The sequence below is a fragment of the Neptunomonas concharum genome, assembly GCF_008630635.1.
In the GTDB taxonomy this organism is placed as follows: Bacteria; Pseudomonadota; Gammaproteobacteria; order Pseudomonadales; family Balneatricaceae; genus Neptunomonas; species Neptunomonas concharum.
In genome coordinates this window covers 1,945,204-1,968,814 of the sequence record NZ_CP043869.1, presented here as the reverse complement: position 1 = coordinate 1,968,814, position 23,611 = coordinate 1,945,204, and the positions used below count along the sequence as shown (strand labels likewise).

Sequence of the window (23,611 nt, the reverse complement as noted above, 5' to 3'; positions counted from 1 at the left end):
TAAAAGAAATTGTATAAAAAATAATCAAAAAACGAAGTTTCAAAATAAATGTCAACTTTATTAAAAAAATCGTGGGAAATAGGTTGACAGGCTTAGGTATGCTCCATAGAATACGCCCCATCTTAACGAGGGGTCGCCAACAGGTGGTCAGATAACTCAAAGTTTTCTTTCCTTATTAAGTGTATCTGGTTATGGTGGGCGTAGCTCAGTTGGCAGAGCTCCGGATTGTGATTCCGGCGGTCGTGGGTTCAAGCCCCATCGTCCACCCCATTCCAGGTAATATGCGGACGTGGTGAAATTGGTAGACACGCCAGATTTAGGTTCTGGTGCCGAAAGGTGTGAGAGTTCGAGTCTCTCCGTCCGCACCATTTATTAGTCATACTAAGTGGTGCTTCGCAAATCTCTTCAGTATTAAATATTTCCTTTTAGATATATCTTATGTAATGCCATGTTTATGGTGTATAGGTCGTTTTGCGCTGATGTGCGTTTAATGCCTTTCTGATGTTCTGTGTCACTATTTCATTTGTGTTTATTACTTGACTAATAGGTTCAAGTGCCGGAGAATTTTGCGCTTTAGAATTTTTGGCTTCGAACTATAATCGAGTCTGGATAAATCAGGTGTTTTAGGTCTGATTCAGTTAAGCTCCGGTGAATAGATTCTTAGGCTAAGATCAACCGGTAGATAGTATTTTTTTGGTGAGGAATTCCATGCAAGTTTCTGTTGAAACGACTTCCGCTCTTGAGCGTCAGATGACAATCACTGTGCCAGCAGAGCGCATTGAGAACGATGTAGATAAGCGTGTGCAGCAGACAGCGCGCACTGTACGTTTGGATGGTTTCCGTCCGGGTAAAGTACCTTTGAAGGTCGTTAAGCAGCGCTATGGCGCCGGTATTCGCCAAGACGTTATTGGTGAAGTGATTCAGCAGAGCTTCTATGAAGCGGTTCAGCAAGAGAAAATCACGCCAGCGGGTGGTCCACAGATCGACCTGAAAAACGACAAAGACGGTGAAGATTTCCAGTTCACTGCTACGTTTGAAGTATACCCTGAAATTGAATTAGCAGATTATTCATCTGTTGAGATCGAAAAAGCGACTTCTGACGTAAAAGATGAAGATCTTGAGCAGATGATTGAAACACTTCGCAAGCAACAGGCTGAATGGAACGAGACTGATTCAGCCGCAGCTGAAGGTGATCGCGTTAAAATCAACTTTGAAGGTTTCATCGATGGTGAAGCATTTGAAGGCGGTAAAGCAGAAGGTCATGATTTAGTATTGGGTTCCAACTCAATGATCCCAGGCTTTGAAGATGGTCTGAACGGTGCCAAAGCAGGTGATGACGTTGAACTGAACGTTACTTTCCCTGAAGAGTACCATGCTGAAAACCTAAAAGGTAAGGCAGCTGTATTTAAGGTCAAAGTACAGTCTGTATCTACACCTACGTTGCCAGAATTAAACGAAGAGCTGTTTTCTAAGTTTGGTTTAGAAGCAACAGATTTAGAATCATTCAAAGTGGAAGTGCGTTCTAACATGGAACGTGAAATGAAAAACGCTTTGAAAATGAAGCTTAAGGATCAGGTTTTCACTAAGTTGGTTGAAATCAACGGTATTGAGGTACCTTCAGCATTAGTCGGTAGTGAAATTGATAACCTGCGTAAGCAAGCTGTGCAGCAGTTTGGCGGCGGTGCAAACATCGATTTCAATATGTTACCAAAAGAGATGTTTGAAGATCAGGCTAAGCGACGCGTAACCGTTGGCTTGTTGGTTCAGGAAGTGATTAAAACCAACGATATTAAAGCTGATGATGAGCGTGTTCGTACGACTATCGAAGAGATGGCTCAGACTTACCAAGAGCCAAAAGAAGTTATCGATTGGTACTACAGCAACGAAGATATGCTAAATCAGGTTAAGAGCTTGGTATTGGAAGATCAGGTTGTTGATCAGTTGTTAGCTTCTGCTAAAGTGACTGAAGTTGCTGTTGCTTACGAAGAAGCAATCAAGCCAGCACAGCAGCAAAACGACGAAGCGTAATCTGTCTCGCGTCGTTTGGCGCATTGACTGAATGAGAAACGACAGTTGGTGCTTATCCGGCTGTCGTTTTTTGTTTTATCAGGTTTTAAAGGAGAAGTTAGCATGTCAGTAATCCATCAGGGCGGTTCTCAGATTATCGAAAACTCCGGTTTGGTGCCGATGGTTGTCGAACAGTCGGCTCGGGGTGAGCGCGCTTATGATATTTACTCGCGCTTACTGAAGGAGCGTGTCATTTTTCTTGTGGGTCAGGTCGAAGACCATATGGCTAACTTGATTGTGGCTCAGTTGTTGTTCCTGGAAGCGGAAAATCCTGATAAAGATATTCATCTTTATATCAACTCTCCAGGTGGCTCGGTTACTGCAGGTATGGCTATTTACGACACCATGCAGTTTATTAAACCAGACGTTAGCACGATGTGTATTGGTCAGGCGGCAAGCATGGGAGCTTTTCTATTAGCTGCTGGCGCTCAAGGTAAGCGTTATGCATTACCGAATGCACGCGTAATGATCCATCAGCCTTTGGGAGGATATCAAGGGCAGGCGACCGATATCGAGATCCATACGAAAGAGATTCTTAATATTCGGGATAAGCTAAACCGTAAACTTGCTGAGCATACAGGCCAAGATATTGAGACCATCGCGCGCGATACCGATCGCGATAATTTCATGGATCCTAAGACAGCGGCTGAGTACGGTCTGATTGATCAGGTCCTAGAAAAGCGTTCAGCTGAATAAGCACCGAAAGTGGGGTGTTGGGTGGCTGTGGGTTGAAAAAAGCATTACCAGCCACTATTAATTATTTTACCGCTTTGGCACGTATGAGGAAGTTCGATGAGCGATGATATCGAAGATAAAGACAATGAACAGGGTAAGCTGTTTTGCTCGTTCTGCGGAAAGAATCAGGACGAAGTAAAAAAATTGATTGCAGGCCCATCGGTTTTTATCTGTGATGAATGTGTTGATCTGTGTAACGATATTATTCGTGAAGAGATTCAGGATATTGAAGAGCAGGAAGCGCAGGATAGCCTGCCGATCCCTGCTGAGATAAAGGCAAAGCTGGACGAATATGTCATTGGTCAGGACCGTGCTAAAAAAGTGCTGGCTGTGGCGGTCTATAATCATTATAAGCGCCTGCGTTTCCAAAGTAGTTCAGCGAACAAAGATATTGAGCTGGGTAAAAGTAATATCCTTTTAATCGGACCAACCGGCAGCGGTAAGACATTGTTGGCGCAAACATTAGCCCGTATGCTCAATGTCCCCTTCACTATCGCTGATGCAACCACACTGACAGAAGCTGGTTATGTGGGTGAAGATGTTGAGAATATTATTCAGAAACTGTTGCAAAAATGTGACTACGACATCGAGCGTGCACAGCTAGGTATTGTTTATATTGATGAGATTGACAAAATCTCTCGTAAATCAGATAACCCGTCTATAACACGAGACGTGTCAGGCGAGGGTGTACAGCAGGCGTTGCTGAAGCTGATAGAAGGTACGGTGGCGTCTGTGCCTCCTCAGGGGGGGCGTAAGCATCCTCAGCAAGAATTTTTGCAGGTTGATACCTCTAATATCCTATTCATCTGTGGTGGGGCTTTTGCTGGCCTTGAACAGATTATTCGTGATCGTTCGGAGAAAAGTTCGATTGGTTTTGGCGCGACAGTTAAGAGCAAAGATGATTCGCGCTCAATTACTGATACGCTGTTGGATATTGAAGCAGAAGATCTAGTTAAGTTTGGCTTGATTCCTGAATTCGTCGGGCGTTTACCTATGATTGCGACGCTGGCGGAACTGGATACTGATGCGCTGATTCAAATTCTCACAGAGCCGAAAAACAGTCTGACTCGACAATATTCTAAGTTGTTTGAATTGGAAGGTGCCGAAGTCGACTTTCGTGAAGATGCACTACGTGCCGTGGCTCGTCAGGCGTTGGAGCGTAAAACGGGTGCTCGAGGCTTGCGTTCTATTTTAGAAGCGACTTTATTGGATATCATGTATCAGCTGCCTTCTATGGAAAATGTCAGCAAGGTTGTGATTGATGAAGGTGTGATTGAGGGGACATCGGAACCCATTCTCATCTATGAGTCGTCAGAAGAAGCGAAAACCGCAGAGAAGTAATAGTACGACTAAAAAGGACGCAGCAGCGTCCTTTTTTACTGTTGATTCTTTAGCGAGAGTTATTCCTCTTCGCCTTTGAGTGTGCGGCGGATCTGCTCCACGACTCGGCTTGGTAAGCGGCGAATAATCAGGGTCTGTTTATCTTCATCAAATTCGATTTCGCTACCGGATGATACAGCACCCAGCGACTTCTTAGAGAAATCCAACTGCCAGTTATCCGCTTTTGCCTTGAGCTTGGTGAGTGAGTTCAATGTATGGGTGTGAGGTTGGAACTCATGGCTAACTTTATATTGCTCGCTATTGGCAAAACGGCTAAAAGTGCCTGCTAAATTTTCAGCCTGTTCGGCGGGTATATGCTGATCAAAAATTTGTTCAACTTCTGGTAGATTTGCCGTTTGTTTATCCGCACGTTGTCGGCTTAAATAGCTCACAACGTCCTCGACGACTTGTTCTCTCTGTTCATATAAACCATTTTGTGTGCAAAAGTCTTGCGCTGCCTTGATCAGATCACCGGTTGATTTTTTTGAGGGTGTAACGTCTGTACATCCAAAGGCGTTTGAGAAATAGTGGGTAACATCGCCTTTTTCTTTTGTCCCCATAAAGCTCAAGTAACTTTCTTTGCCTTTTCGATAAGAGGTGATGTTGATTTTCGCAGCTTGGTGTAGGCGATCAAGGTCCACTTCTGCCACCTCGGTTGGTTTAAGCTGATCGTTTAGTGAGATGGCTGAGCGGTTTTTTACCAGTGCGATAAGTAAATACTCATAACGCTCTTGTTGGTAGTGTGAGAATATAATGTAACCGCCTGTCGCGCTTCGGGATGATGGTGCATCCATAGCGGCTGCCAGTTGCGCAATGCCTTGATCTGCTAAACGTAAAAAGTCGCCGTCTTGTTGCTCGCTCTTAAGATAGCTGCTGAAGGCGCTAATAAAGGGGTAACCTTCTTGGTTTTCCTGATTGAATGAGCCGTGAGTGAGCGTGGAGCGCCTAGCAAGCGCATTATTTAGAGAGTCAACCATATCAGGCACAACGCTGTTATGTGTATTAACAAGTCCACCTTTTTCACTGATGACAGTAGATTGATCTTCCTCTTTATGGAGTTCTCGAATAACCAGGTGCTTAAGTTCCACGTTTAATTCTCAATTGCGTTACTAAACCCTGAATTCTATTGGAAAGTACAAGAGATGTCAGCGACCATTGTCTTGGGGTAGGATAGAGATACAGTTGGTGAAATTCAGCCAGCGTAAATACGCTGGAAGCATCATATACTTTTTTATTTAAATGCAGGAGAAGGCCATGCGCTGGAAAGGCGGTCGTCGCAGCTCAAATATAGAAGACCAACGTTCAGATTCTGGTGGTTTTGGCCGCTCTGGTGGTGGGTTCCGCATAGGTGGCGGTAAGAAAAAGGGCGGAATAGGCATTATTGTGATTGCCGTTATCGTGTTGATCATGGGCGGGGATCCATCCACTATTTTGAATATGCTTTTGGGGGGAGGAGGAGCATCTATTCCTACTCAAACACAGCAAATACCTAATTCTCGTTCCTCACCGGCCCCCAATGATGAAATGGCGGACTTTGTTTCCGTTGTGCTGGCGGATACCGAAGATACTTGGATACCACTGTTTCAACAGATGGGGAAACAGTATCAGCAACCGCGTTTAGTTTTATTTCGTAACTCTGTTCGTTCTGCGTGTGGTTTAGCGCAATCGGCGATGGGGCCATTTTACTGTCCAGCTGATCAAAAGGTTTATATAGATTTAAGCTTTTATGATGAGTTGAAACATGCTTTTGGGGCGCCGGGTGATTTTGCACAGGCGTATGTTATTGCTCATGAGGTTGGGCATCATGTGCAACAACAGTTTGGTATTTTACAGAAAGTTCATCAGATGCAGCAGGGGATGCCGAAAGTTCAAGCAAACGCTCTGTCGGTAAAGCTTGAGTTGCAGGCTGATTGTTTGGCTGGAATATGGGCTCATCATGCTAATCGAGTGCGGCAAGTGGTTGAGCCAGGTGATATCGATGAGGCTATGAATGCTGCAAGTAAGATTGGTGATGATGCGATCCAAAAGCGCAGCCAAGGATATGTTGTTCCAGACTCCTTTACTCATGGCACGTCAGCTCAACGTGTGAAGTGGTTCCGTGAAGGGTTTGGTTCCGGGCAAGTAGAGAGCTGTAATACTTTTAAAAGTTGATCTATGACGTGAAAGACGTTTTTTTGAGAACTTTGTCTGTTTTGCTTCTGTACTCCTATAGGGTTTAACACTATGCTGAGTGCACTTAAAACATTCGTAAAGGAAGTTGTACTATGCCCTATAATGCTGAACTCGTTGCTGAGCTAAATCTGTTGAATCATTTTAATTTAGGTACAACGCAAGAGGGCATTAAGGTGCACCATAACGCAGCGCCTGAAATGATCGAAGCAGCTAAGCGCTTGTTTGATAAAGGTTTGATTACCCAAATGGATGGTGGTTATTTAACGGATTTGGGGCACGAAGCGGCTGAGCACTCACAGAGCTTACAAACAATTCTAACGACGCCTGTACAGATCGATACAACCTCTTAAATCATGGCGTTAAAACCGACAATTTATAAAGTTGAGTTGCAGCTGGTTGATATGAATCGCGATATTTATACCGGCTGTAAGTTGACGCTGGCGCTGCATCCTTCAGAAACTCAAGAGCGTATGATGGTAAGGTTAATGGCTTTTGGTCTTAACTACCATCCAGGTCTTCAGTTTTGTAAGGGGCTTTCTGCCACGGATGAGGCAGATCTATGGGAAGTCGCGCCTGATGGTCAGGTCCATCATTGGATCGAAGTCGGCCAAGCTTCAGCAGATAGAATTCGTAAAGGAGTGAGCCGTTCACCAAAGGTATCTTTGTATGCTTATGGTCGTGAATCTGACATATGGTGGAGCCGCTCTCAAGAAGCATTTAAAGCTTTACCACGGGTTGAAGTTTGGCAGTTTAATAACGAACAAACAGCCCAGCTGCCCGCTTTGGTTGGTCGTAACATGTCTATTACGATGACCATCACAGGTAATGAAATCTATCTTAACCAGAATGATCTCCAACTCACCTTAGCCTTTGAAAGACTGCTTTAAGGTGTAGCCGTTGCCCTGCTAGGAAGGTGAGTATGCATACAGGAGCAGAGAGTTTTTTGACTAAACTCTCTGCTCTAGGTTGGGCCCGCTGACCAGTAAACGGAGTAGGTCACTGCGACAAACGATACCAACTACTTGATGCGCTTTGTTGACGACAGGCACGGAACTAACTTTCTGCTCCATAAAAATTAAAGCGATCTCTCTCACTAACGTTTCTGGGCTAACAGCTACTAGAGGTGGGTGGAGTAGATTCTCGATAAAGCTTTCTGAATGAGATCCGTAGCGCAGCAAGTCTCCTCCCGTAATGATACCCAAAGGAAAGCCTCGGCTGTTGACAACGATTAAGTGGTCAATTTCTTCGCTCTGTAGGGTTTCCCAAGCTTTCTTGACCGTTTCAAACTGGCCGACTGTAATGGGGGGAGAACTCATTACATGTAGCGCCATGAGCCTTCGACGATCTTGTAGGGAGTCGGATTTCCTGCCTGTTTCTTCGTAAAGTCTGGATGAGGTTGTTGTGCTGCGGGTTTGGGTCACCGAGGGCTGATATGCCGTTGGCGAGGGAATAGAAGCTGCCTGACCGCTAGTAGTCATATTCTGTTGTGTAACATCCCGTGCTATAGGGCTGCCTTGAGCAGGCGTAACGCCACGCTGAGGAAACTGAGCATCGGAAAGGTTTTTAACCAGATTGCCATTGTCATATATTAATAAAGTCATTTATCGGGTCGCTCCGTACCGCTTTAACGGATGTTATCGGCCTGCATTCCGATATATTAATACGCTAACCATGATTAGTTTGTCACTTATTTTTAACAAACGTTCAATATGTCCATCAAGGCGGCCGAAGTTTACTGACTGAAAGCTTAACGCTTGCCAAATACATCTGTTTTAAACATGGCACGAGTCTGTTAAATCAATAAAGTATATATTAGAATGTTCTAAATAATATTCTTTACGCTTTGAGGTATCCAATGAGGCGCTTACTACTGGCGATGCTCCTATCCACATCGTTAATGGCTCAAACAGCTGAGCTCGATTCCTATCAAGTTAGTCTGATAAAGACACCGGTAGAGCGTGTTTTTGAAGGGAAGGTTGAAGCTATCGCAAGTGCAACGGTTTCTGCAGAAACCAGTGGACGGGTTGATAAGATTTTTGTTGATGTGGGGGACCATGTGCCTGCGGGTGCAACGATCCTAAGTCTTGTGGGTATTGATCAACAGGCAAGCTTAAATCAAACAGAGGCCGCGCTTGCTGAAGCCCTGTCATCCCGTTCGGCAGAATCTAAACAGTACACAAGAGTCAAGGCGTTATATGAGAGACAGTTACTTTCTAAGGCAAACTTTGACGAGGCAAAAGCGCGATTTGATAGCGCAAGTGCACGGGTCGCTAGTGCAGAGGCTGCTTTGAAAAAGGCACAACAGCAGCTGTCGTACACAGAAATTAAAGCGGCATATTCGGGCGTTGTTAGCGCTAGGCATGTTGAAGTAGGTGAAGCGGTACAGCCTGGTATGCCGCTGATGAGTGGTTTTGATCCCGCGCGCTTGCGTGTTTATACCGACCTTCCACAGCGCATAGCGCGAATGTCTGCTCAAGCGCCGAAGGTACGTGTTCTATTAGATCAAGATAGCGTAATCGAACCGCTTAACGTGGTGTTTTTCCCTATTTCTGACAGTGCTACAGGTACGGTTCGGGCGCGTTTAGAACTGCCCGCTGATCTGCAGTTTGCGTACCCTGGGCAGCTTGTGAAAGTCGCTGTTCAGACAGGAGAAAAAGAGCGCTTGCTGATTCCAGCTGAAGCAGTGGTTCACCGTTCGGAGGTTGCAGCAGTTTATATTTTAAACGATGCTCAGCCGCAACTGCGTCAGGTGCGCTTAGGTAAACTCTTAGGGGATAGAGTTGAAGTCTTAGCGGGACTATCTGCAGGCGAGAAAGTAGCCTACGATCCTATCGCTGCTGGTATTCATCTGGCCAATCCGCGAATTCCGGCAGGAGAGTAATATCATGTCAGCGCTCGGCTTTTCTGGCAGAATCGCCAACTACTTCATGCGTTCCCAGCTTACGCCCTTGCTTGCCATTGTGGGGTTGTTGTTGGGTTTATTTGCTGCACTAATCACACCTCGTGAAGAGGAACCTCAAATCAATGTCACTATGGCAAATGTTATGGTGCCCTTCGCAGGAGCATCCGCCAAGGATGTCGAAATGCTGGTATCCACCCCTCTGGAGCAGCTCTTAGGAGAGATAAAAGATGTAGAGCATATCTATTCTGTCTCATCTCCTGGTCAGGCTATTTTGACGATTCAATTTAAAGTGGGTGTGGAACGCACGGAGGCACTGGTGCGTTTATACAATGCGATCTATTCCAATATGGATTGGAGGCCCGCAAACTTAGGTATAGGCCCTGTACTTGTTAAGCCTAAGGGAATTGATGATGTTCCGATTGTCGCGCTAACCTTGCATAGCAAAACACCAACGGTGGGAGCGTATGAACTACGACAAATATCCCATGCGCTGGAAACCGAACTGAAGCGTGTACCCGGCACGCGAGATATTGAGACAATAGGTGGGCCGGAACAAGTCGTTCGGATTTTGCTAGACCCGCAGAAGATGGCGGCAAGAAATCTCTCTGTTTTTGAGCTGCAGCAAGCATTAATGCTGAGTAATATCGCCACACAAGCAGGCGCTGTTGTGGCAGATAATCATTACACCCCTGTGACGGCAGGTGCTTACCTTTCTACGCAAGATGAGATAGCAGAGCTTGTGGTCGGTATGGCAGGTGGGCGTCCTATCTACCTTGAAGATGTCGCTGATATAACGGCGGCATCGGCTGAGAATAAAAACTATGTCTGGCATACCCAAGCTAGTGAGACTGATCGTCGTCCGGCAGTAACTTTATCGATTAGTAAAAAGCCGGGGGAAAACGCTGTCGATATTGCTGATCAGGTCTTATCACGTGTGACTCAGTTAAAAGGACATTTCATTCCGGATGATGTCGAAGTCACCGTGACGCGCAACTACGGTGAGACGGCTAACGACAAGGCGAATAAGCTAATTCAGAAACTTATTTTCGCTACGATCTCTGTGATCGCTTTAGTGCTCTTCACGCTTGGTCGTAAAGAAGCGTTCGTGGTTGGTTCCGCTGTTGTGTTGACCTTGATGGTGACACTGTTCGCATCGTGGGCATGGGGCTTTACGTTGAACCGCGTTTCGCTGTTTGCCTTGATCTTTTCCATCGGTATTTTGGTGGATGATGCCATTGTTGTGGTGGAGAACATTCATCGACATATGGCGTTAGGGAAAAAGAACTTACTAGAAGCGATACCGGTTGCCGTTGATGAGGTGGGTGGACCTACGATATTAGCAACCTTAACCGTTATTGCTGCGTTGTTACCCATGGCTTTTGTATCCGGTTTGATGGGGCCCTATATGAGCCCGATCCCTATCAATGCATCAATGGGTATGATGTTATCACTGATTATCGCTTTTACCTTTACACCATGGCTATCCGCGAAACTGTTTAAAAGTGATGGGTCTCATCATACATCTGAAAGCGAAACGCCTATTGAAACAAAAAGTCATCAATTTTTTAGACGTTTGATGACCCCTTTTCTGGGTGCACAAAAGCGACTAAGTCGTTACTTACTTGGCTTTTCTCTGATTGGGCTGATTGCTGGAGCCATTGGCTTGGCCGTTGTTCAGTTGGTTGTATTGAAGATGCTACCTTTTGATAACAAGAGTGAGTTTCAAGTGATGGTCGATATGCCAGAAGGGACACCGGTAGAAGAAACTAACCGCGTCTTGACGGATTTGGCGGATTACTTGTTAACGGTGCAGGAGGTTAGAAACATTCAGGCCTATGCTGGTACGGCAGCGCCCATCGGTTTCAATGGATTAGTGAGGCAATATTATCTTCGCCAGCAACCTCATCAGGGGGAGTTGCAGGTTAATTTGGCTAGCAAAGCTGATCGAGAGCGCTCTAGCCACGAGATTGCCCTAGCGGTGCGTCCAGCGCTAGTTGAAATAGCTAAACAGCACGTCGCATCAGTCAAGGTGGTTGAGGTTCCTCCTGGCCCACCGGTGATGGCACCGTTAGTGGCAGAAGTATACGGGCCTGATTATCAGGGACAAATCGAAACGGCGCATCGGATTTCGCAGTTGTTTACTGAAACCGAAGGTCTATCTGATATTGATACCAGTATCGAAGCGCCCAGTGAGCGTATCGTGGTCCATGTAGATCGCAGCCGAGCCGCTATGCTGGGTGTAAGCCAATCAGATGTAACTCAGTCAATCGCGATGGCCTTGGCAGGTGTAGATGTGACCTTTCTACATACAGGTCATGCAAAATATCCTATTCCGGTTCGTCTTGAGCTACCGGTTGCTGCGAAAGGGGATCTTAATAGCTTATTGGATATGAAACTGCGTAGCCGCTCGGGGGCGCTAGTGCCCGTATCGGAAGTGGTGAATGTTGTAGAACAACCGTGGGAAACGAGTATTTATCATAAAGACTTATTACCGGTGGTTTATGTCACAGGAGATATGGCGGGTGGACTCGATAGCCCACTTTATGGAATGTTCTCTATGGTAGGAGAGCTAGATAACCTCACGCAGACGTTTATCAGTCAGCCTGAAAACACCTTCGACTACTCACTTAAGTGGGACGGTGAATGGCAGATTACCTATGAAACTTTCAGGGATATGGGAGCTGCCTACTCTGTTGGTCTGATTCTCATTTATCTATTAGTGGTTGGGCAGTTCGGTTCGTATCGTGTTCCTTTGGTGATTATGGCGCCTATTCCATTAACAATGATTGGCATCATGCCAGGGCACGCTCTGTTAGGTGCACAATTTACCGCGACCTCGATGATAGGCATGATTGCACTGGCGGGAATTATTGTTCGCAACTCTATTTTGTTGGTGGACTTTATTAACCATCAGTTAGCAACCGGTATGGTGTTAGAAGAGGCGGTTATTAGTGCTGCCAGTGTTCGAGCCAAACCTATTATACTGACCGCGCTGGCAGCGATGATGGGCGCTTTCTTTATACTAGATGATCCTATCTTTAATGGATTGGCGGTGAGTTTGATTTTTGGATTGTTGGTTTCAACTATGTTAACGCTAGTGGTTATTCCGCTACTGTATTACAGTTTGTTGCGTCGAAAAACGGTCTAATCTATCAGACTAGGTTCATCTCTACTTCTTTAGTATTGGGGTAAATGTGCGGTAAGCTTATCGCACTTACTCTCAATAAGAAGAAAGAAATTGATATGAACGCAGAGCAGATACGATCACAACATGACCTTGCACTAGCCGAACAGCTGATGCAGACCCCAGAAGTTATAAGCCTGAATCAAAAGCTAGCGCAGATGGAAGCGCAGGGCGTGCAGGGAGTGCGTCGCCGTTTGTTATCTACCTCAGTTCGACTCAGCCCAGCTATGGCCCCAGGTTTAACGCGTATAGCGCAAGATTGTATTGCAAAGCTTGGTGTTGATTTACCGGTAGAACTTTACGCCTACTCTAGCCCTCACTTTAATGCTGCGTGTGTGAAACCTGAGGAGGGGCGGTTGTTTATCATGTTCTCCTCAAGTTTATTAGATAGCTTCGATGAAGAGGAGCTACGTTTTGTGATGGGGCATGAACTCGGCCACTTTATTTATCAGCATCATGATATTCCAGTAGGGTACCTCTTAAAGGGCGAGTCACCGGTATCACCTGATCTTGCGTTAAAACTCACCAGTTGGTCGCGCTTTGCAGAGATTTCGGCGGATCGAGCTGGGGCGTTCTGCACACAAAATTTACATGCGGTTGCAAGAGCTTTATTTAAATTATCCTCGGGTGTTACCAGCTCGGTTGTTCGCTTTAATCTTCAGGATTTCTTAAAACAAGTGGATGATATGCAGCTGGTGGACGGTGCTCCAGGCGCAGGTGCGCCTATGGAAGATTGGTTTATGACGCATCCATTTAGTCCTTTGCGGGTTAAAGCGCTACAGTTATTCCATCATTCACAGCACATGCTCCCTGCTGGTGTCGATGTGGCAACTCTAGAGTTGGGTGTCGAGGGTATTATGGCGCTGATGGAGCCCAGCTATCTCGATGCGAAAACGGATGCAGCTTTATCCATGAGACACCTCCTGTTTGCAGGCGCGCTGCTGGTTGCGAATGCCAATGGAGAGATCTCCGAGCACGAGATAAATGTGTTTGAGCGCTTCTTCGGCCGTTATGAATATAAGGACAATTTTAATTTAGAGAAGCTCAAAGAAGAATTGCCTAAACGTGCGGAATTGGTGAAAAAGCATAACACGCTGCCAAAACGTATGCAGGTGGTGCGTGACCTATGTACTATGGCAAAAGCAGAGGGTAAGGCTAGCCATGCTGAGATAGTCGTGTTAAAAGAGATTGCTCATCGTCTCGAAATACCTGCTTTTTTCGTGGATCAGTTACTCAACGAGAACCCTGAACTAGATTAAACCTACAATTAAAAAGCCCCTCATAATAAGGGGCTTTTTTGATAAAGATGACTGTTTCAAGCCGCTTGCTGCTTGTCTGCTGCAGGTGAGCGGCTAAATGCAGAGAGCAGGGCTTGTAACGATGCCGCTGTTGTATCGGTAGCTTCAGCGACACCATATACGTCAATACCGTCTACATTCAGGGCAACGCAGGCGCGCGCCGTTGCATCACTCCCAGAGCCTAGGGCGTTTTCATCAAAGTGAGTCACCTTCATTGAGCAACTTGCAGATTCTGACAGTGCTTGAGTTAAAGCCTCGATGGCGCCATTTCCTTGTCCTTTTAAATGGAGAGTACCGATCTCTGCGTTCAGCATAACCCCTCCGTGCTCGGTATGAAGTTCATAACCCTGGAGTTTTTGCGCATGAGGTGTTGCCACAAAATATTGATCAAACAACTCGCGAATACGCTGTGAACTTATCTCTTGTCCTGTTGACTCGGTTGCTTTTTGAACCACCTGACTGATAGGGGCGTGAAGCCACTTAGGTAGGGTTATACCGAAGTCCCGTTCTAAGACCAAAGCAACGCCCCCCTTACCGCTTTGGCTATTAATACGCACAACGGCTTCATATTCACGGCCAATATCTAAAGGATCAATTGGTAAATAAGCCACTTCCCAGTGAGGTAGGTTGTGATCTTTATGGTAGGCAATGGACTTACGAATAGCGTCCTGATGGCTGCCCGAAAATGCAGTGTAAACCAGCTCGCCTGCCCAAGGGTGCCGTGCAGGAACCGGCAGTTCGGTACAGTGCTCTACCGTGCGGTTGATCTCTTTGATATTGGAAAGATCCAGCTTAGGGTCAATACCTTGGGAATAAAGGTTCATCGCCATCGTGATCACATCCATGTTGCCGGTACGTTCACCATTGCCCATTAATGTGCCTTCCACTCGATCTGCTCCAGCAAGAATGCCCAATTCAGCAGCGGCGACAGCACAGCCACGATCATTATGAGTGTGCAGGCATATGCGTACCTGATCACGTTTTTTCAAATGACGACAGAACCACTCGATCTGATCAGCAAACACATTAGGAGTCGACATCTCAACGGTAGATGGTAGATTAATAATGACCTGTTGACCCTTTTCCGGCTCCCATACATCAATGACGGCATCGCAGACATCGACAGCATAATCCAACTCAGTACCAGTGAAACTCTCAGGGGAGTATTGGAACTCCCAGCGAGTATTCGGATATTGGGCTGCATAGGTTTTGAGTAGCGTAGCCCCTTTAACGGCAATCGCTTTGATGCCTTCACGGTCAAGCCCGAAAACTTGCTCCCGCTGTACTGTTGAAGTGGAGTTGTAAACGTGTACTATAGCTTGCTTGACACCTTTCAGTGCCTCAAATGTACGGCTGATCAACTCTTCTCTGGCCTGAACTAGCACCTGAACTGTGACATCATCAGGAATATGCTTCTCCTCGATCAGCTTTCTTACAAAATCGAAATCAGGCTGTGAAGCGGAGGGGAAACCCACTTCAATCTCTTTAAATCCGATGTTGACCAGAAGTTGGAAGAGTTCAGTTTTCTTTTCAACCGACATAGGATTGATTAGCGCTTGGTTGCCATCGCGAAGGTCAACACTGCACCAATGGGGTGCTGTTGTAAGCTGTTTATTCGGCCACTGGCGATCAGTTAACGTAATCGGCGTAAAGGGGCGGTACTTGCGATGATCAAACATGACGGCATCCTGCAAAAAGTTGAGTTAGCATAAAACTGATATTTATTAGGGATATCCTAGTGCCCCGTTTGGTTGAATCATCCGGGGCATTGGATTGGTAAGCACTTCTGGCACTTTGGGTAAGCTCGATAAGCTTCAACAGAATTCTGCGTTACCAGCGGGTAGCTGTTAGGCACCTGCAGAGGTGTAATCTGCAGCCGATCTGTCTTAACGGTTTTATCAACCGACGAGCATAGTGTAGAGAATTGTTAGCGCAATTAATTAACTAAATTGGCTTTTATATGATAATTTGCGCAATACTATAAAAGGATAGTGCTTTAACTATTATAAAAAATTGCTAATAAGGTGGTTATTGTGAAAAAGAGTGTCTCTCTTGATCGGTTTGATCTCAAAATTTTGCAGGCCCTACAGGAAAATGGCAGTTTATCTAATCAGGACCTTGCTGAGTATGTAGGGCTTACGGCTGCGCCATGTTCGCGTCGAGTGAAACGTCTTGAAGATGTAGGGGTTATTCGGCGGCGCCAGGTATGTCTTGATGAACGCTTGTTGAATCTTAACCTGATTGTCATTTTGCATATTAGTATGGATCAGCATACCCCAGAGCGTTTCACAGCCTTTGAAGAGGCAATAAACCAGATTCCAGAGGTGCAGGAATGTTTTTTAATCACAGGGAATGATGCGGATTATCAATTAAAGATTGTCGTACCGGATATGGATAGTTATCACGATATTTTATTGGGAAAAATCACGCGTATTCAAGGTGTTACTGGTGTTAATTCATCCTTTGTTATGAGGAAAATCAGTGATAAGAACATTCTGCCTTTGAAGTATGTTGAATATGAGTAAGCTTGCTTACTCAGAGGAAGGTCTTTGCCTGATGACTTTGGTTGGGCAATGTTGTGTCAGTTTACTGAGCTCTATCTCGCTCAATTTTTGAAGGGCAGGTGGGTATTCTTGGCAAGCTGAACGGTAAAGCCACTCTTTGGCTATACTAGTGTTTTGTGGCTGCCCTTTACCTGTTTCGCTCATAACGGCGATAGCATATTGTGCTTCTGGGCGCCCCGCTTGAGCAGCTAATAGAAAGAGTCGCGCTGATTCATAAAGATCTCGCTCTACACCAATACCTGCTTCATACAGCCAAGCTAAACGGGAGACTGCGCGATAGTCTATATTCGGCGCAGTAGAGAACTGATGAAGTAGTGCGATAGCTTCTGCGGCTTTATCTTCCATTAACAGCTGGTTGACTTTGGTTATAGGGTCACTTGCCTGATCAGTATGATTATTAAGTTCTTCTAAGAGCATAGCCGCATCATGATCACCATCGATAGCAGCGGTTGTGAGCCAGAAGTGTGCTTTAGCCTTGTTTTGGTGCTCTGGATGGCTTTTATAAAGTAGTCCTAGTTGGTATGCGGCAGCTCTGCTTCCTCGTTTCCCTGCTCGTTCATAAAGTTGCAGGGATTTGGCAATATCCTTTTTAAGGCCTAGCCCTTGTTCGTACAGTATTCCGAGGTTGAAAGCAGCCTCTGCTGACTGCTCAGCGTCCAAGTGCTCCCACATCAGTCGCGCGGTTGTATGGTGGGCCATCTTAAATTCTGCATAAGCCATATAGAGTTTGACGCGAAGGGGAGCGCTGAGGAACTCATAAGGGAGTGCTTCAGTGGCGTGTGAAGCATGACTAATCAGTAAAAAACAGCTTAGTAACAGAGATCGTAACAAGGGGATCCCCTCACTCGAAGATGAATCGTTATAGCCTATTGTTCATCTCTTGCGAGTAAGGGGTAGAGTACTAAAGAGCTAATTACTTCATCCGTTAGCCGTAGCGCTATCTTTTTTGAAGAGATTAGCTACAACCATGGCGGCAAATACAATGAGCAAACCAGCTGAAGCTAAGATCAGACCTTCAGCCATGGTTATACCAAACAACACTTCTGGGGTATAACCACAAGCCTCCCAAGGTTCGAAGAATGTCGGTAGCCACTTTTCCAATGGCAACCACGCTGGGAACCCTGCATTCAACGTACAGCTGCCATCAACAAAGCCACGTTCTATGCCTAATGTAAGGTAAGAACGCTCCAGCATGCCGACAGATGCTGCCAGTAAAAGCACGTTGAGAGCCGTTCTGGCTTTAGCGCATTTACGTGTAACTAAGGCGGCAATAGCAAGTATCAATATTGCTAAAATCCACGCTCTAATATGCACGCAAAGCACACACGGACCATAATCTAAAACGTACTGAAAATAGAGTGCAATCGATTCCATGATGACACAAGCCAATATGAGTACGATCCAAAAGAGGGGAGAGCGGTTAGCGCAGTTAAGAAAAGCCAGCATTGACAGTCATTTCCCGAGGATAAAAGTGGGTGGAGACATTAAGACGTTATTCAAGCAAAAAAGTTTAAAAATTTGGTTATATAAGGGCCCCGAAGGGCCCTGATGTTTTATCGGTTGGGCAAAACATCTTTTAGTTTATGATGCATATCCAACAAGCATTTCTCAGTTGCATCCCAATCGATACAGGCATCTGTTACAGAGACACCGTATTTCAGCTCATCCAAGTTTTCTGGGATAGATTGGTTGCCCCATGCCAGATTAGACTCAATCATTAAACCAACAATCGAGCGGTTACCTTCTAGTATCTGGTTAGCGACGTTTTCTGCAACGAGTGGTTGCAAGGCAGGATCTTTGTTGGAGTTAGCATGACTACAGTCGATCATGATGTTCTTCTCAAGACCTGCTTTTTCTAACGCTTGTTCACAGATTGCGACGTTTACAGAGTCATAGTTAGGTTTTCCGTCGCCTCCACGCAATACCACATGGCCATACTGATTGCCTTTTGTGCGGATGATGGACACTTGTCCGTCCGGACTGATACCGAGGAAGTTGTGTGGATGCTTAACCGACTTCAGCGCATTAGTTGCTACGGCCAAACCGCCATCCGTACCATTTTTGAATCCAACGGCGCAAGACAGGCCTGAAGACATTTCACGGTGAGTCTGAGATTCGGTCGTGCGTGCGCCAATAGCAGACCATGAGATCAGGTCTTGCATATACTGCGGCGAGATAGGATCCAGCGCTTCCGTGGCTAACGGTAATCCCATTTCAGATAGATCGAGTAGCAGCTTACGCGCAATATGAAGGCCTTCTTCGATATCAAAGGAGTCATTCAGGTGAGGGTCGTTGATCAGGCCTTTCCAGCCAACGGTGGTTCGTGGCTTTTCAAAATAAACGCGCATGACAACGTAGATAGAATCTTTGACCTGCTCTGCTAATGCTTTCAGGCGTTGACCATATTCAATAGCGGCGTCGATATCATGAATAGAGCATGGCCCAATAACAACAAAGAGGCGCTTATCACTGCCGTCTAAAATATTACGGATAACCTGACGACCTTCCATGACAGCGCTGGCTGCAGCTTCGCTGATAGGGAGTTTATCTTTCAGAGCTTCTGGCGTAATAAGAACCGAATGTGATTCGATGTTGAGGTTTTCTACGCGATTATCAGTCATTGTCTTTTTCCTGAACAGATTCCTACGCAAGTGCGTAATCATAATGCAGGCCTTTTTACCATAAACCCGTGAATTATATAAGGGTACAGAGGGTCGAATCCGACAGTATGAAACAAAAGAGTAATGCTACAATGGCGTACAAGAGTTGAGTTGTTTATTCTTTTAGGGAATGATGTTATTCCATAATTAATGAAGTGTGTCAGAACTCAAGGAATAGCGCGTAGTCCATAGAACACCTTTATTAGATTCAGGAGCATCGGATCTGTGCCGAATTTGTTAAGTCTATTTATGAGGCTGTGTTTTACAGTCATTATTTCAACTGCTGGCTTTGGGATTGCCTATGCAGGCTTTTTTGATGGTAAAAGTAACTCACTAGGTCAGCAAAATGATGGCCCTTTACCCGTTGAAGAAGCGTTTATCTTTATTCCTGAGATCGGAAATAACGGTAAGGTTGTATTGCGTTGGGATATCCCTGACCGATATTACTTATATCGGGACCGTATCACGGTAACGCCTTCTGATCAGATTGAGGTGCTCAGTCGTATTAATGGTGTGACAGAGACCAAAGATGATCCACTGTTTGGCAGTGTTGAGGTCTATCACCAGCAGGCTGCTGTTACCTTGCAGTTAAAGAGTGTGTTGAATCAACCTTCCGATGGCTCCTTATCGATCTCATACCAAGGCTGCTGGGAAGGGGGGATATGTTACCCACCGGTTACAACAACATTGGCTGTCTCTCAAATTCCTCATGACGTAGAAGCAACAGTTCCCCCAGCTGAAATCACACCAAGTGCTGTTGGCGCAACTGCGAATACCATCCAACAGCCAGTGGTTAGCGAGCAGGATCATTTTGCAGAAATCTTGGCGGGTGGAAGTTTATTGCTAACGTTAGGTGCCTTTTTCCTAGGTGGCCTAGCCTTATCGCTAACCCCTTGTGTCTTTCCGATGATTCCGATTATTTCGAGTATCATTGCAGGGCATGGTCATAGGATCACGACTGGACGAGCGCTATTTTTATCGGCGGTCTATGTCTTGGCTGTTTCGGTGACCTATACCATTGCTGGCGTTTTGGCTGGGCTGTTTGGCGAGAACTTGCAAGCTGCTTTTCAAAACCCTTGGATTATTGGCTTTTTTAGCCTGATTTTTGTGGCTTTAGCATTCTCCATGTTTGGCTTCTATGACTTGCAGCTTCCCAATAGTTGGCAAACTCGCTTAAACAAAGCGAGTAACCATCAAAAAGGGGGTACTGTGACCGGCGTTGCCATTATGGGGCTACTATCAGCGCTTATTGTCGGCCCTTGTATGGCAGCACCCTTGGCGGGAGCTTTGATCTATATTGGGCAATCAGGAGATCCATTACTCGGTGGTTTAGCATTATTTAGCTTAAGTTTGGGTATGGGCGTTCCTATTCTGCTGGTGGGAGCATCAGCGGGTAAACTGCTACCTAAAGCGGGCGTCTGGATGGATGCTATCAAGGCAGGCTTTGGTGTACTCCTGATTTTGATGGCCATTTGGATGCTGGATCGTGTGGTTGCGGTGCAGGTAACGATGCTTTTAACTTCTGTAGTTTTGATTATATCCGCCATCTACATGCGGGCGATTGATCCTATCCCAACCCAAGCAAAGGGTTGGCATAAACTATGGAAAGGTGTTGGTATCATTGCCCTGCTCTATGGTGCTGCGCTTTTAGTCGGTTTGTTGTCAGGGGGTAAAAGTATTTTATACCCTTTGAAAGGCCTGACGGGGAACAGTGCGAATGCGTCGCAATCTTCAGAAATGAGCTTTATCAATGTGACGTCCTTAGAAGCGCTTGAGCCGGTGTTGGAGCAGGCTAAGCGTGTGGGTCAGCCTGTCATGCTGGATTTCTATGCGGACTGGTGCATCTCTTGTATTGAGCTTGAGCATGTCACCTTTGCCGATGAGGGAGTAAAACAGGCATTGTCCGGCTTTGCCCGAGTGAAGGTGGATGTTACGGCAAACGATGAGGCATCGAAAGCGCTCAATAAAGCTTATAAAGTGATTGGTCCGCCGGCGCTTATTTTTTACGACAAACAAGGGCAGCTACGCCCTGATCTGACATTGGTGGGGGTGATAGACCCCGATGATTTCCTTAACCATCTGACGCGGTTGGATGGATCATAATAAATAGAAAAACTGGCCTTTAGTCGCCACGGAGGATGATATGAAAAAGGTATTGCTGGCTTCATTACTAATTGTTGGGTTGCCTGTAAGTGCGTTACAAGCGGCTGATGCAGATAATGGCGAAGCACTGTACAAGGAGGTTGAGCTGGAAAGAACTATTCGTGGCGAGCACTATACGGATGCCAACTGCGATACATGCCATCAACCGGCTTTTTATCAACGTGAAGAGCGAAAAGTAACAAGCTATGCGAAGTTAGAAAGCTTTGTGGAAGGTTGCAATACGAATTTGGATGTTGGCTGGTTCCCTGAAGATGTTTCTGATGTGGCGGCCTATCTAAATCGTGAATATTATAAGTTTGCACAGTAATAGTTTTATTTTGCCGTCACGACTAAAAATGCCGACCTAAATAGGTCGGCATTTTTACAGGGCTTTAAAAATTCACTGCTGCAGTAATACCGATCTGGCGGGGTGAGCCAAGCTGAGTATATTGAGTCTCTGCCCAATCGATTCTAGGGTCGTTTCCGAAGTAGAAACCACGCACGGCATAATGCTCATTGGTTAAGTTGCGGCCCCAAAGACGAATGCTCCAGTCTGGCGTTTGGTAACCGATATGTGCATTAACCAATGTATAGCTATCGGAGCGCTGGTTGTGGCTATCAGAGAAATAGAACTCATCCTTGCCTTCTACTTCAATGCCCGAGAACCAATGCTGGCTATGCTTAAAGGCAGCACCTAGCATAAACTGATAGCTCGGTGATTGTGCAGAATCGCGGCCGTCGAAAGCAGCGCCAGAATCGTTTAGTTGGGTTTCCAGTAAACCTAAGCCGCCGAACAGGTTAATGGCTGGCGTAACCTGCCACTGTGCTTCAGCTTCAAGACCATAGCTGTAGGCTTGATCCGTATTATCGATATAGTCGATAAAACTGGTGCCACCGCTCGGCATAGATATCGTGCGGTAGCCTTTGATCTGAGCATCATTTCTGCGTTGATAAAATAGTGCAACTTGTGTCTGCAAACGATTATCGAGCAGGTTGCTCTTAGCGCCTACTTCATAGTTCCACAACGACTCTGTTTCAAAAGCGCGCTGCTCCTCGGGTAAATTTGTGTCTGCATTAACGCCGCCTACTTTGTAGCCAGCAGAGACAAGCGCGTAATAGGTACGGTTTTGATTCGCTAAATACTCAAGTGCTAAGCGTCCGCCAGCGAGTAGGTCGTCTTCATCGGATGTCACGCTGTCGCTGTCGCTATAATCAAACTCGCTTTGCTCAAAGCGTAATCCTGAGGTTAGACGTAAAACATCTGATAAGCGTGATTCTAACTGACCATATACTGCAAAACGTGAAGTTGTGTAATCGCTATTAAAATCTGCATTGTCGGTGCGCTGGCGAAGCAGATCAGTCTCTCGATGATAATAATAAACGCCGGTTACCCAATCGGTTGTTCCATTAAACAGCTCAGCACCGGGAGCAGAAATGAAACGCATCTCCGCTGTTGTTGTAGAGATATCCCTTTTGTAGTTATCAAACCAGTTGTAACCCCAATCCTCGGTTGGGTCATCCGGGTTGGTAAAAAAGAAAGGATAGGCCCAGTCCTCATCGTAGCCATACTCCTGATCAGCTGAGGAGTGACTAAGGCTGGTTTCCAGCGTAAATGCGTTGTGTCCTGTCCAGGTTGATTTCAGCGCAAGGGCTGATGATTCTAGGCGGTCATGCCCAGGCTGGTCAGATAATGTGTGACGATTGTTATCTAGCGAAAAGGCATCGTAACCGTTATCAACATCGGCATAAAAGCCAGTTAAATCGAGCATGTGGTGATCGTTAGCTTGAATGCGTAGCTTGCCGCGCAAAAATGTCTCATCGATATTGTTAGTGTGACTTTTATCGAGATAGTCGTTCTCCATAAAACCGTCACTACGGTTGCTTTGTATCGCTACTCGATACCCCACGTTCTCATTTACTGGGCCGCCTACAGCCGCTGTTAGGCTGCGGGTATTATAGGTCGCTAGCGTCGTTTCTACTCGACCTTGAGTCTTCGTCGTTGGATCGTTAGAGCGAATATGAATGAGTCCTGCTAGAGCGTTAGCACCATACAAGGTGCCTTGCGGTCCACGAAGTATTTCCACTTGCTGAGCATCCATCAGTGTTGCTGCCGCTCCGATATTACTCATATCTATGCCATCCATCGTCACGCCGACGGATGGGTTAACCGGCCCGATAAACTGGCTACGCTCGCCAATGCCACGGATCTGGAAAAAGCGTGCTCGGGATGCGCCATGACTGCTGTTGACGTTTGGCGCAAGTGAGGGCATTGCTTCGGTATGTGATGTGGGTTGTTTTTGTAAGGTTTCTTGATTCACGGCAGTCAGGCTAGCAGGGACTTGATTCAATGCCGCACCTCGGACGCCTGAGGTGATGTAAATGACAGGTAAGTCGTTATTCATTGATCTATTAGTAGCCACGGACTCATTAGCAGTAAGCACAGCCATTGCCAAGACAGATGGATAGAGCGGGTTTAACGTAAAGTGCATACAAGTCTCCGATAATAA

The 23,611-nt window shown here is 46.0% G+C and carries 19 protein-coding genes and 2 tRNA genes; 14 read left to right on the top strand and 7 right to left on the bottom strand.

Annotation, left to right across the window (positions count from 1 at the left end):
* Positions 1-194 precede the first annotated feature (194 nt).
* The 5 genes from F0U83_RS09165 (at position 195) to clpX (ending at position 4,143) form a co-directional block, all read left to right on the top strand.
* A tRNA-His gene (locus F0U83_RS09165) sits at positions 195-270 on the top strand.
* Positions 271-283: 13 nt separating this feature from the next.
* Positions 284-368: transfer RNA gene (locus F0U83_RS09160), tRNA-Leu, on the top strand.
* Between the two features lie 340 nt (positions 369-708).
* Entirely contained in the window at positions 709-2,028 is a 1,320-nt protein-coding gene (gene tig, locus F0U83_RS09155) for a trigger factor (protein WP_138988250.1), read from the top strand.
* A 102-nt stretch (positions 2,029-2,130) separates the two neighbouring features.
* Positions 2,131-2,763: an ATP-dependent Clp endopeptidase proteolytic subunit ClpP gene (gene clpP / locus F0U83_RS09150; protein ID WP_138988249.1), complete on the top strand. Its 633-nt coding sequence runs from the start codon at positions 2,131-2,133 to the stop codon at positions 2,761-2,763.
* A 96-nt stretch (positions 2,764-2,859) separates the two neighbouring features.
* Positions 2,860-4,143 carry an ATP-dependent Clp protease ATP-binding subunit ClpX gene (gene clpX / locus F0U83_RS09145; protein WP_138988248.1) on the top strand — a complete coding sequence of 428 codons (1,284 nt, stop codon included), beginning with the start codon at positions 2,860-2,862 and terminating at the stop codon, positions 4,141-4,143.
* Between the two features lie 59 nt (positions 4,144-4,202).
* Here clpX and F0U83_RS09140 read toward each other — a convergent pair whose 3' ends face one another.
* Positions 4,203-5,270 (bottom strand): nucleoid-associated protein, encoded by a 1,068-nt coding sequence (locus tag F0U83_RS09140; RefSeq protein ID WP_138988247.1) that lies wholly within the window; start codon positions 5,268-5,270, stop codon positions 4,203-4,205.
* 166 nt (positions 5,271-5,436) lie between these two features.
* On the opposite strand from F0U83_RS09140, the gene ypfJ reads away from it, so the two are divergent.
* The 3 genes from ypfJ to F0U83_RS09125 all read left to right on the top strand — a co-directional run bounded on the left by ypfJ (position 5,437) and on the right by F0U83_RS09125 (position 7,241).
* Positions 5,437-6,333 carry a KPN_02809 family neutral zinc metallopeptidase gene (ypfJ, locus tag F0U83_RS09135; RefSeq protein WP_138988246.1) on the top strand — a complete coding sequence of 299 codons (897 nt, stop codon included), beginning with the start codon at positions 5,437-5,439 and terminating at the stop codon, positions 6,331-6,333.
* A gap of 113 nt (positions 6,334-6,446) precedes the next feature.
* Positions 6,447-6,704 carry a TIGR02647 family protein gene (locus F0U83_RS09130; protein WP_138988245.1) on the top strand — a complete coding sequence of 86 codons (258 nt, stop codon included), beginning with the start codon at positions 6,447-6,449 and terminating at the stop codon, positions 6,702-6,704.
* Between the two features lie 3 nt (positions 6,705-6,707).
* Complete coding sequence (locus tag F0U83_RS09125; RefSeq protein ID WP_138988244.1) at positions 6,708-7,241, top strand: YaeQ family protein; 534 nt, start codon at positions 6,708-6,710, stop codon at positions 7,239-7,241.
* 60 nt (positions 7,242-7,301) lie between these two features.
* Here the strand turns inward: F0U83_RS09125 and F0U83_RS09120 are convergent, their stop codons facing one another.
* Positions 7,302-7,955: a CBS domain-containing protein gene (locus F0U83_RS09120; protein ID WP_138988243.1), complete on the bottom strand. Its 654-nt coding sequence runs from the start codon at positions 7,953-7,955 to the stop codon at positions 7,302-7,304.
* A gap of 254 nt (positions 7,956-8,209) precedes the next feature.
* Here F0U83_RS09120 and F0U83_RS09115 point away from each other — a divergent pair, with 254 nt between their 5' ends.
* The 3 genes from F0U83_RS09115 (at position 8,210) to F0U83_RS09105 (ending at position 13,699) form a co-directional block, all read left to right on the top strand.
* Positions 8,210-9,235, top strand: coding sequence for an efflux RND transporter periplasmic adaptor subunit (locus F0U83_RS09115; protein WP_138988242.1), 1,026 nt, complete (start codon positions 8,210-8,212; stop codon positions 9,233-9,235).
* A 4-nt stretch (positions 9,236-9,239) separates the two neighbouring features.
* On the top strand, positions 9,240-12,404 hold the full coding sequence (locus F0U83_RS09110; RefSeq protein ID WP_138988241.1) for an efflux RND transporter permease subunit: 3,165 nt from the start codon (positions 9,240-9,242) through the stop codon (positions 12,402-12,404).
* Between the two features lie 95 nt (positions 12,405-12,499).
* A complete protein-coding gene (locus F0U83_RS09105; protein WP_170221870.1) occupies positions 12,500-13,699 on the top strand; it encodes a M48 family metallopeptidase in 1,200 nt (399 codons plus the stop codon).
* Positions 13,700-13,755: 56 nt separating this feature from the next.
* On the opposite strand, the gene leuA is transcribed toward F0U83_RS09105, so the two are convergent.
* Positions 13,756-15,417, bottom strand: a complete 1,662-nt coding sequence (gene leuA, locus F0U83_RS09100) for a 2-isopropylmalate synthase (RefSeq protein WP_138988239.1) — start codon at positions 15,415-15,417, stop codon at positions 13,756-13,758.
* A 354-nt stretch (positions 15,418-15,771) separates the two neighbouring features.
* Between leuA and F0U83_RS09095 the strand changes: the two genes are divergently transcribed.
* Positions 15,772-16,263 carry an Lrp/AsnC family transcriptional regulator gene (locus F0U83_RS09095; protein WP_138988238.1) on the top strand — a complete coding sequence of 164 codons (492 nt, stop codon included), beginning with the start codon at positions 15,772-15,774 and terminating at the stop codon, positions 16,261-16,263.
* Between the two features lie 6 nt (positions 16,264-16,269).
* Here F0U83_RS09095 and F0U83_RS09090 read toward each other — a convergent pair whose 3' ends face one another.
* The 3 genes from F0U83_RS09090 to F0U83_RS09080 form a co-directional block, all read right to left on the bottom strand.
* Positions 16,270-17,133 (bottom strand): tetratricopeptide repeat protein, encoded by an 864-nt coding sequence (locus tag F0U83_RS09090; RefSeq protein ID WP_138988237.1) that lies wholly within the window; start codon positions 17,131-17,133, stop codon positions 16,270-16,272.
* Positions 17,134-17,220: 87 nt separating this feature from the next.
* Complete coding sequence (locus F0U83_RS09085) at positions 17,221-17,748, bottom strand: disulfide bond formation protein B (RefSeq protein ID WP_138988236.1); 528 nt, start codon at positions 17,746-17,748, stop codon at positions 17,221-17,223.
* 107 nt (positions 17,749-17,855) lie between these two features.
* Entirely contained in the window at positions 17,856-18,923 is a 1,068-nt protein-coding gene (locus F0U83_RS09080; protein WP_138988235.1) for a 3-deoxy-7-phosphoheptulonate synthase, read from the bottom strand.
* A 264-nt stretch (positions 18,924-19,187) separates the two neighbouring features.
* On the opposite strand from F0U83_RS09080, the gene dsbD reads away from it, so the two are divergent.
* The gene (dsbD, locus tag F0U83_RS09075; RefSeq protein WP_246077823.1) at positions 19,188-21,065 is read left to right on the top strand and encodes a protein-disulfide reductase DsbD; all 1,878 of its coding nucleotides are present in this window, start codon (positions 19,188-19,190) and stop codon (positions 21,063-21,065) included.
* A gap of 40 nt (positions 21,066-21,105) precedes the next feature.
* The gene (locus F0U83_RS09070) at positions 21,106-21,432 is read left to right on the top strand and encodes a hypothetical protein (RefSeq protein ID WP_138988234.1); all 327 of its coding nucleotides are present in this window, start codon (positions 21,106-21,108) and stop codon (positions 21,430-21,432) included.
* A 64-nt stretch (positions 21,433-21,496) separates the two neighbouring features.
* On the opposite strand, the gene F0U83_RS09065 is transcribed toward F0U83_RS09070, so the two are convergent.
* Positions 21,497-23,593, bottom strand: coding sequence for a TonB-dependent receptor (locus F0U83_RS09065; protein ID WP_138988233.1), 2,097 nt, complete (start codon positions 23,591-23,593; stop codon positions 21,497-21,499).
* Positions 23,594-23,611 lie beyond the last annotated feature (18 nt).

Bases quoted from the DNA above. Each gene is read 5' to 3' on its own strand.
- clpP (WP_138988249.1), top strand. From the start codon at position 2,131: ATGTCAGTAATCCATCAGGGCGGTTCTCAGATTATCGAAAACTCCGGT.
- leuA (WP_138988239.1), bottom strand. From the start codon at position 15,417: ATGTTTGATCATCGCAAGTACCGCCCCTTTACGCCGATTACGTTAACT.
- clpX (WP_138988248.1), top strand. From the start codon at position 2,860: ATGAGCGATGATATCGAAGATAAAGACAATGAACAGGGTAAGCTGTTT.
- F0U83_RS09120 (WP_138988243.1), bottom strand. From the start codon at position 7,955: ATGACTTTATTAATATATGACAATGGCAATCTGGTTAAAAACCTTTCC.
- F0U83_RS09110 (WP_138988241.1), top strand. From the start codon at position 9,240: ATGTCAGCGCTCGGCTTTTCTGGCAGAATCGCCAACTACTTCATGCGT.
- ypfJ (WP_138988246.1), top strand. From the start codon at position 5,437: ATGCGCTGGAAAGGCGGTCGTCGCAGCTCAAATATAGAAGACCAACGT.
- F0U83_RS09070 (WP_138988234.1), top strand. From the start codon at position 21,106: ATGAAAAAGGTATTGCTGGCTTCATTACTAATTGTTGGGTTGCCTGTA.
- F0U83_RS09125 (WP_138988244.1), top strand. From the start codon at position 6,708: ATGGCGTTAAAACCGACAATTTATAAAGTTGAGTTGCAGCTGGTTGAT.
- F0U83_RS09130 (WP_138988245.1), top strand. From the start codon at position 6,447: ATGCCCTATAATGCTGAACTCGTTGCTGAGCTAAATCTGTTGAATCAT.
- F0U83_RS09080 (WP_138988235.1), bottom strand. From the start codon at position 18,923: ATGACTGATAATCGCGTAGAAAACCTCAACATCGAATCACATTCGGTT.
- F0U83_RS09105 (WP_170221870.1), top strand. From the start codon at position 12,500: ATGAACGCAGAGCAGATACGATCACAACATGACCTTGCACTAGCCGAA.
- tig (WP_138988250.1), top strand. From the start codon at position 709: ATGCAAGTTTCTGTTGAAACGACTTCCGCTCTTGAGCGTCAGATGACA.
- F0U83_RS09115 (WP_138988242.1), top strand. From the start codon at position 8,210: ATGAGGCGCTTACTACTGGCGATGCTCCTATCCACATCGTTAATGGCT.
- F0U83_RS09065 (WP_138988233.1), bottom strand. From the start codon at position 23,593: ATGCACTTTACGTTAAACCCGCTCTATCCATCTGTCTTGGCAATGGCT.
- F0U83_RS09085 (WP_138988236.1), bottom strand. From the start codon at position 17,748: ATGCTGGCTTTTCTTAACTGCGCTAACCGCTCTCCCCTCTTTTGGATC.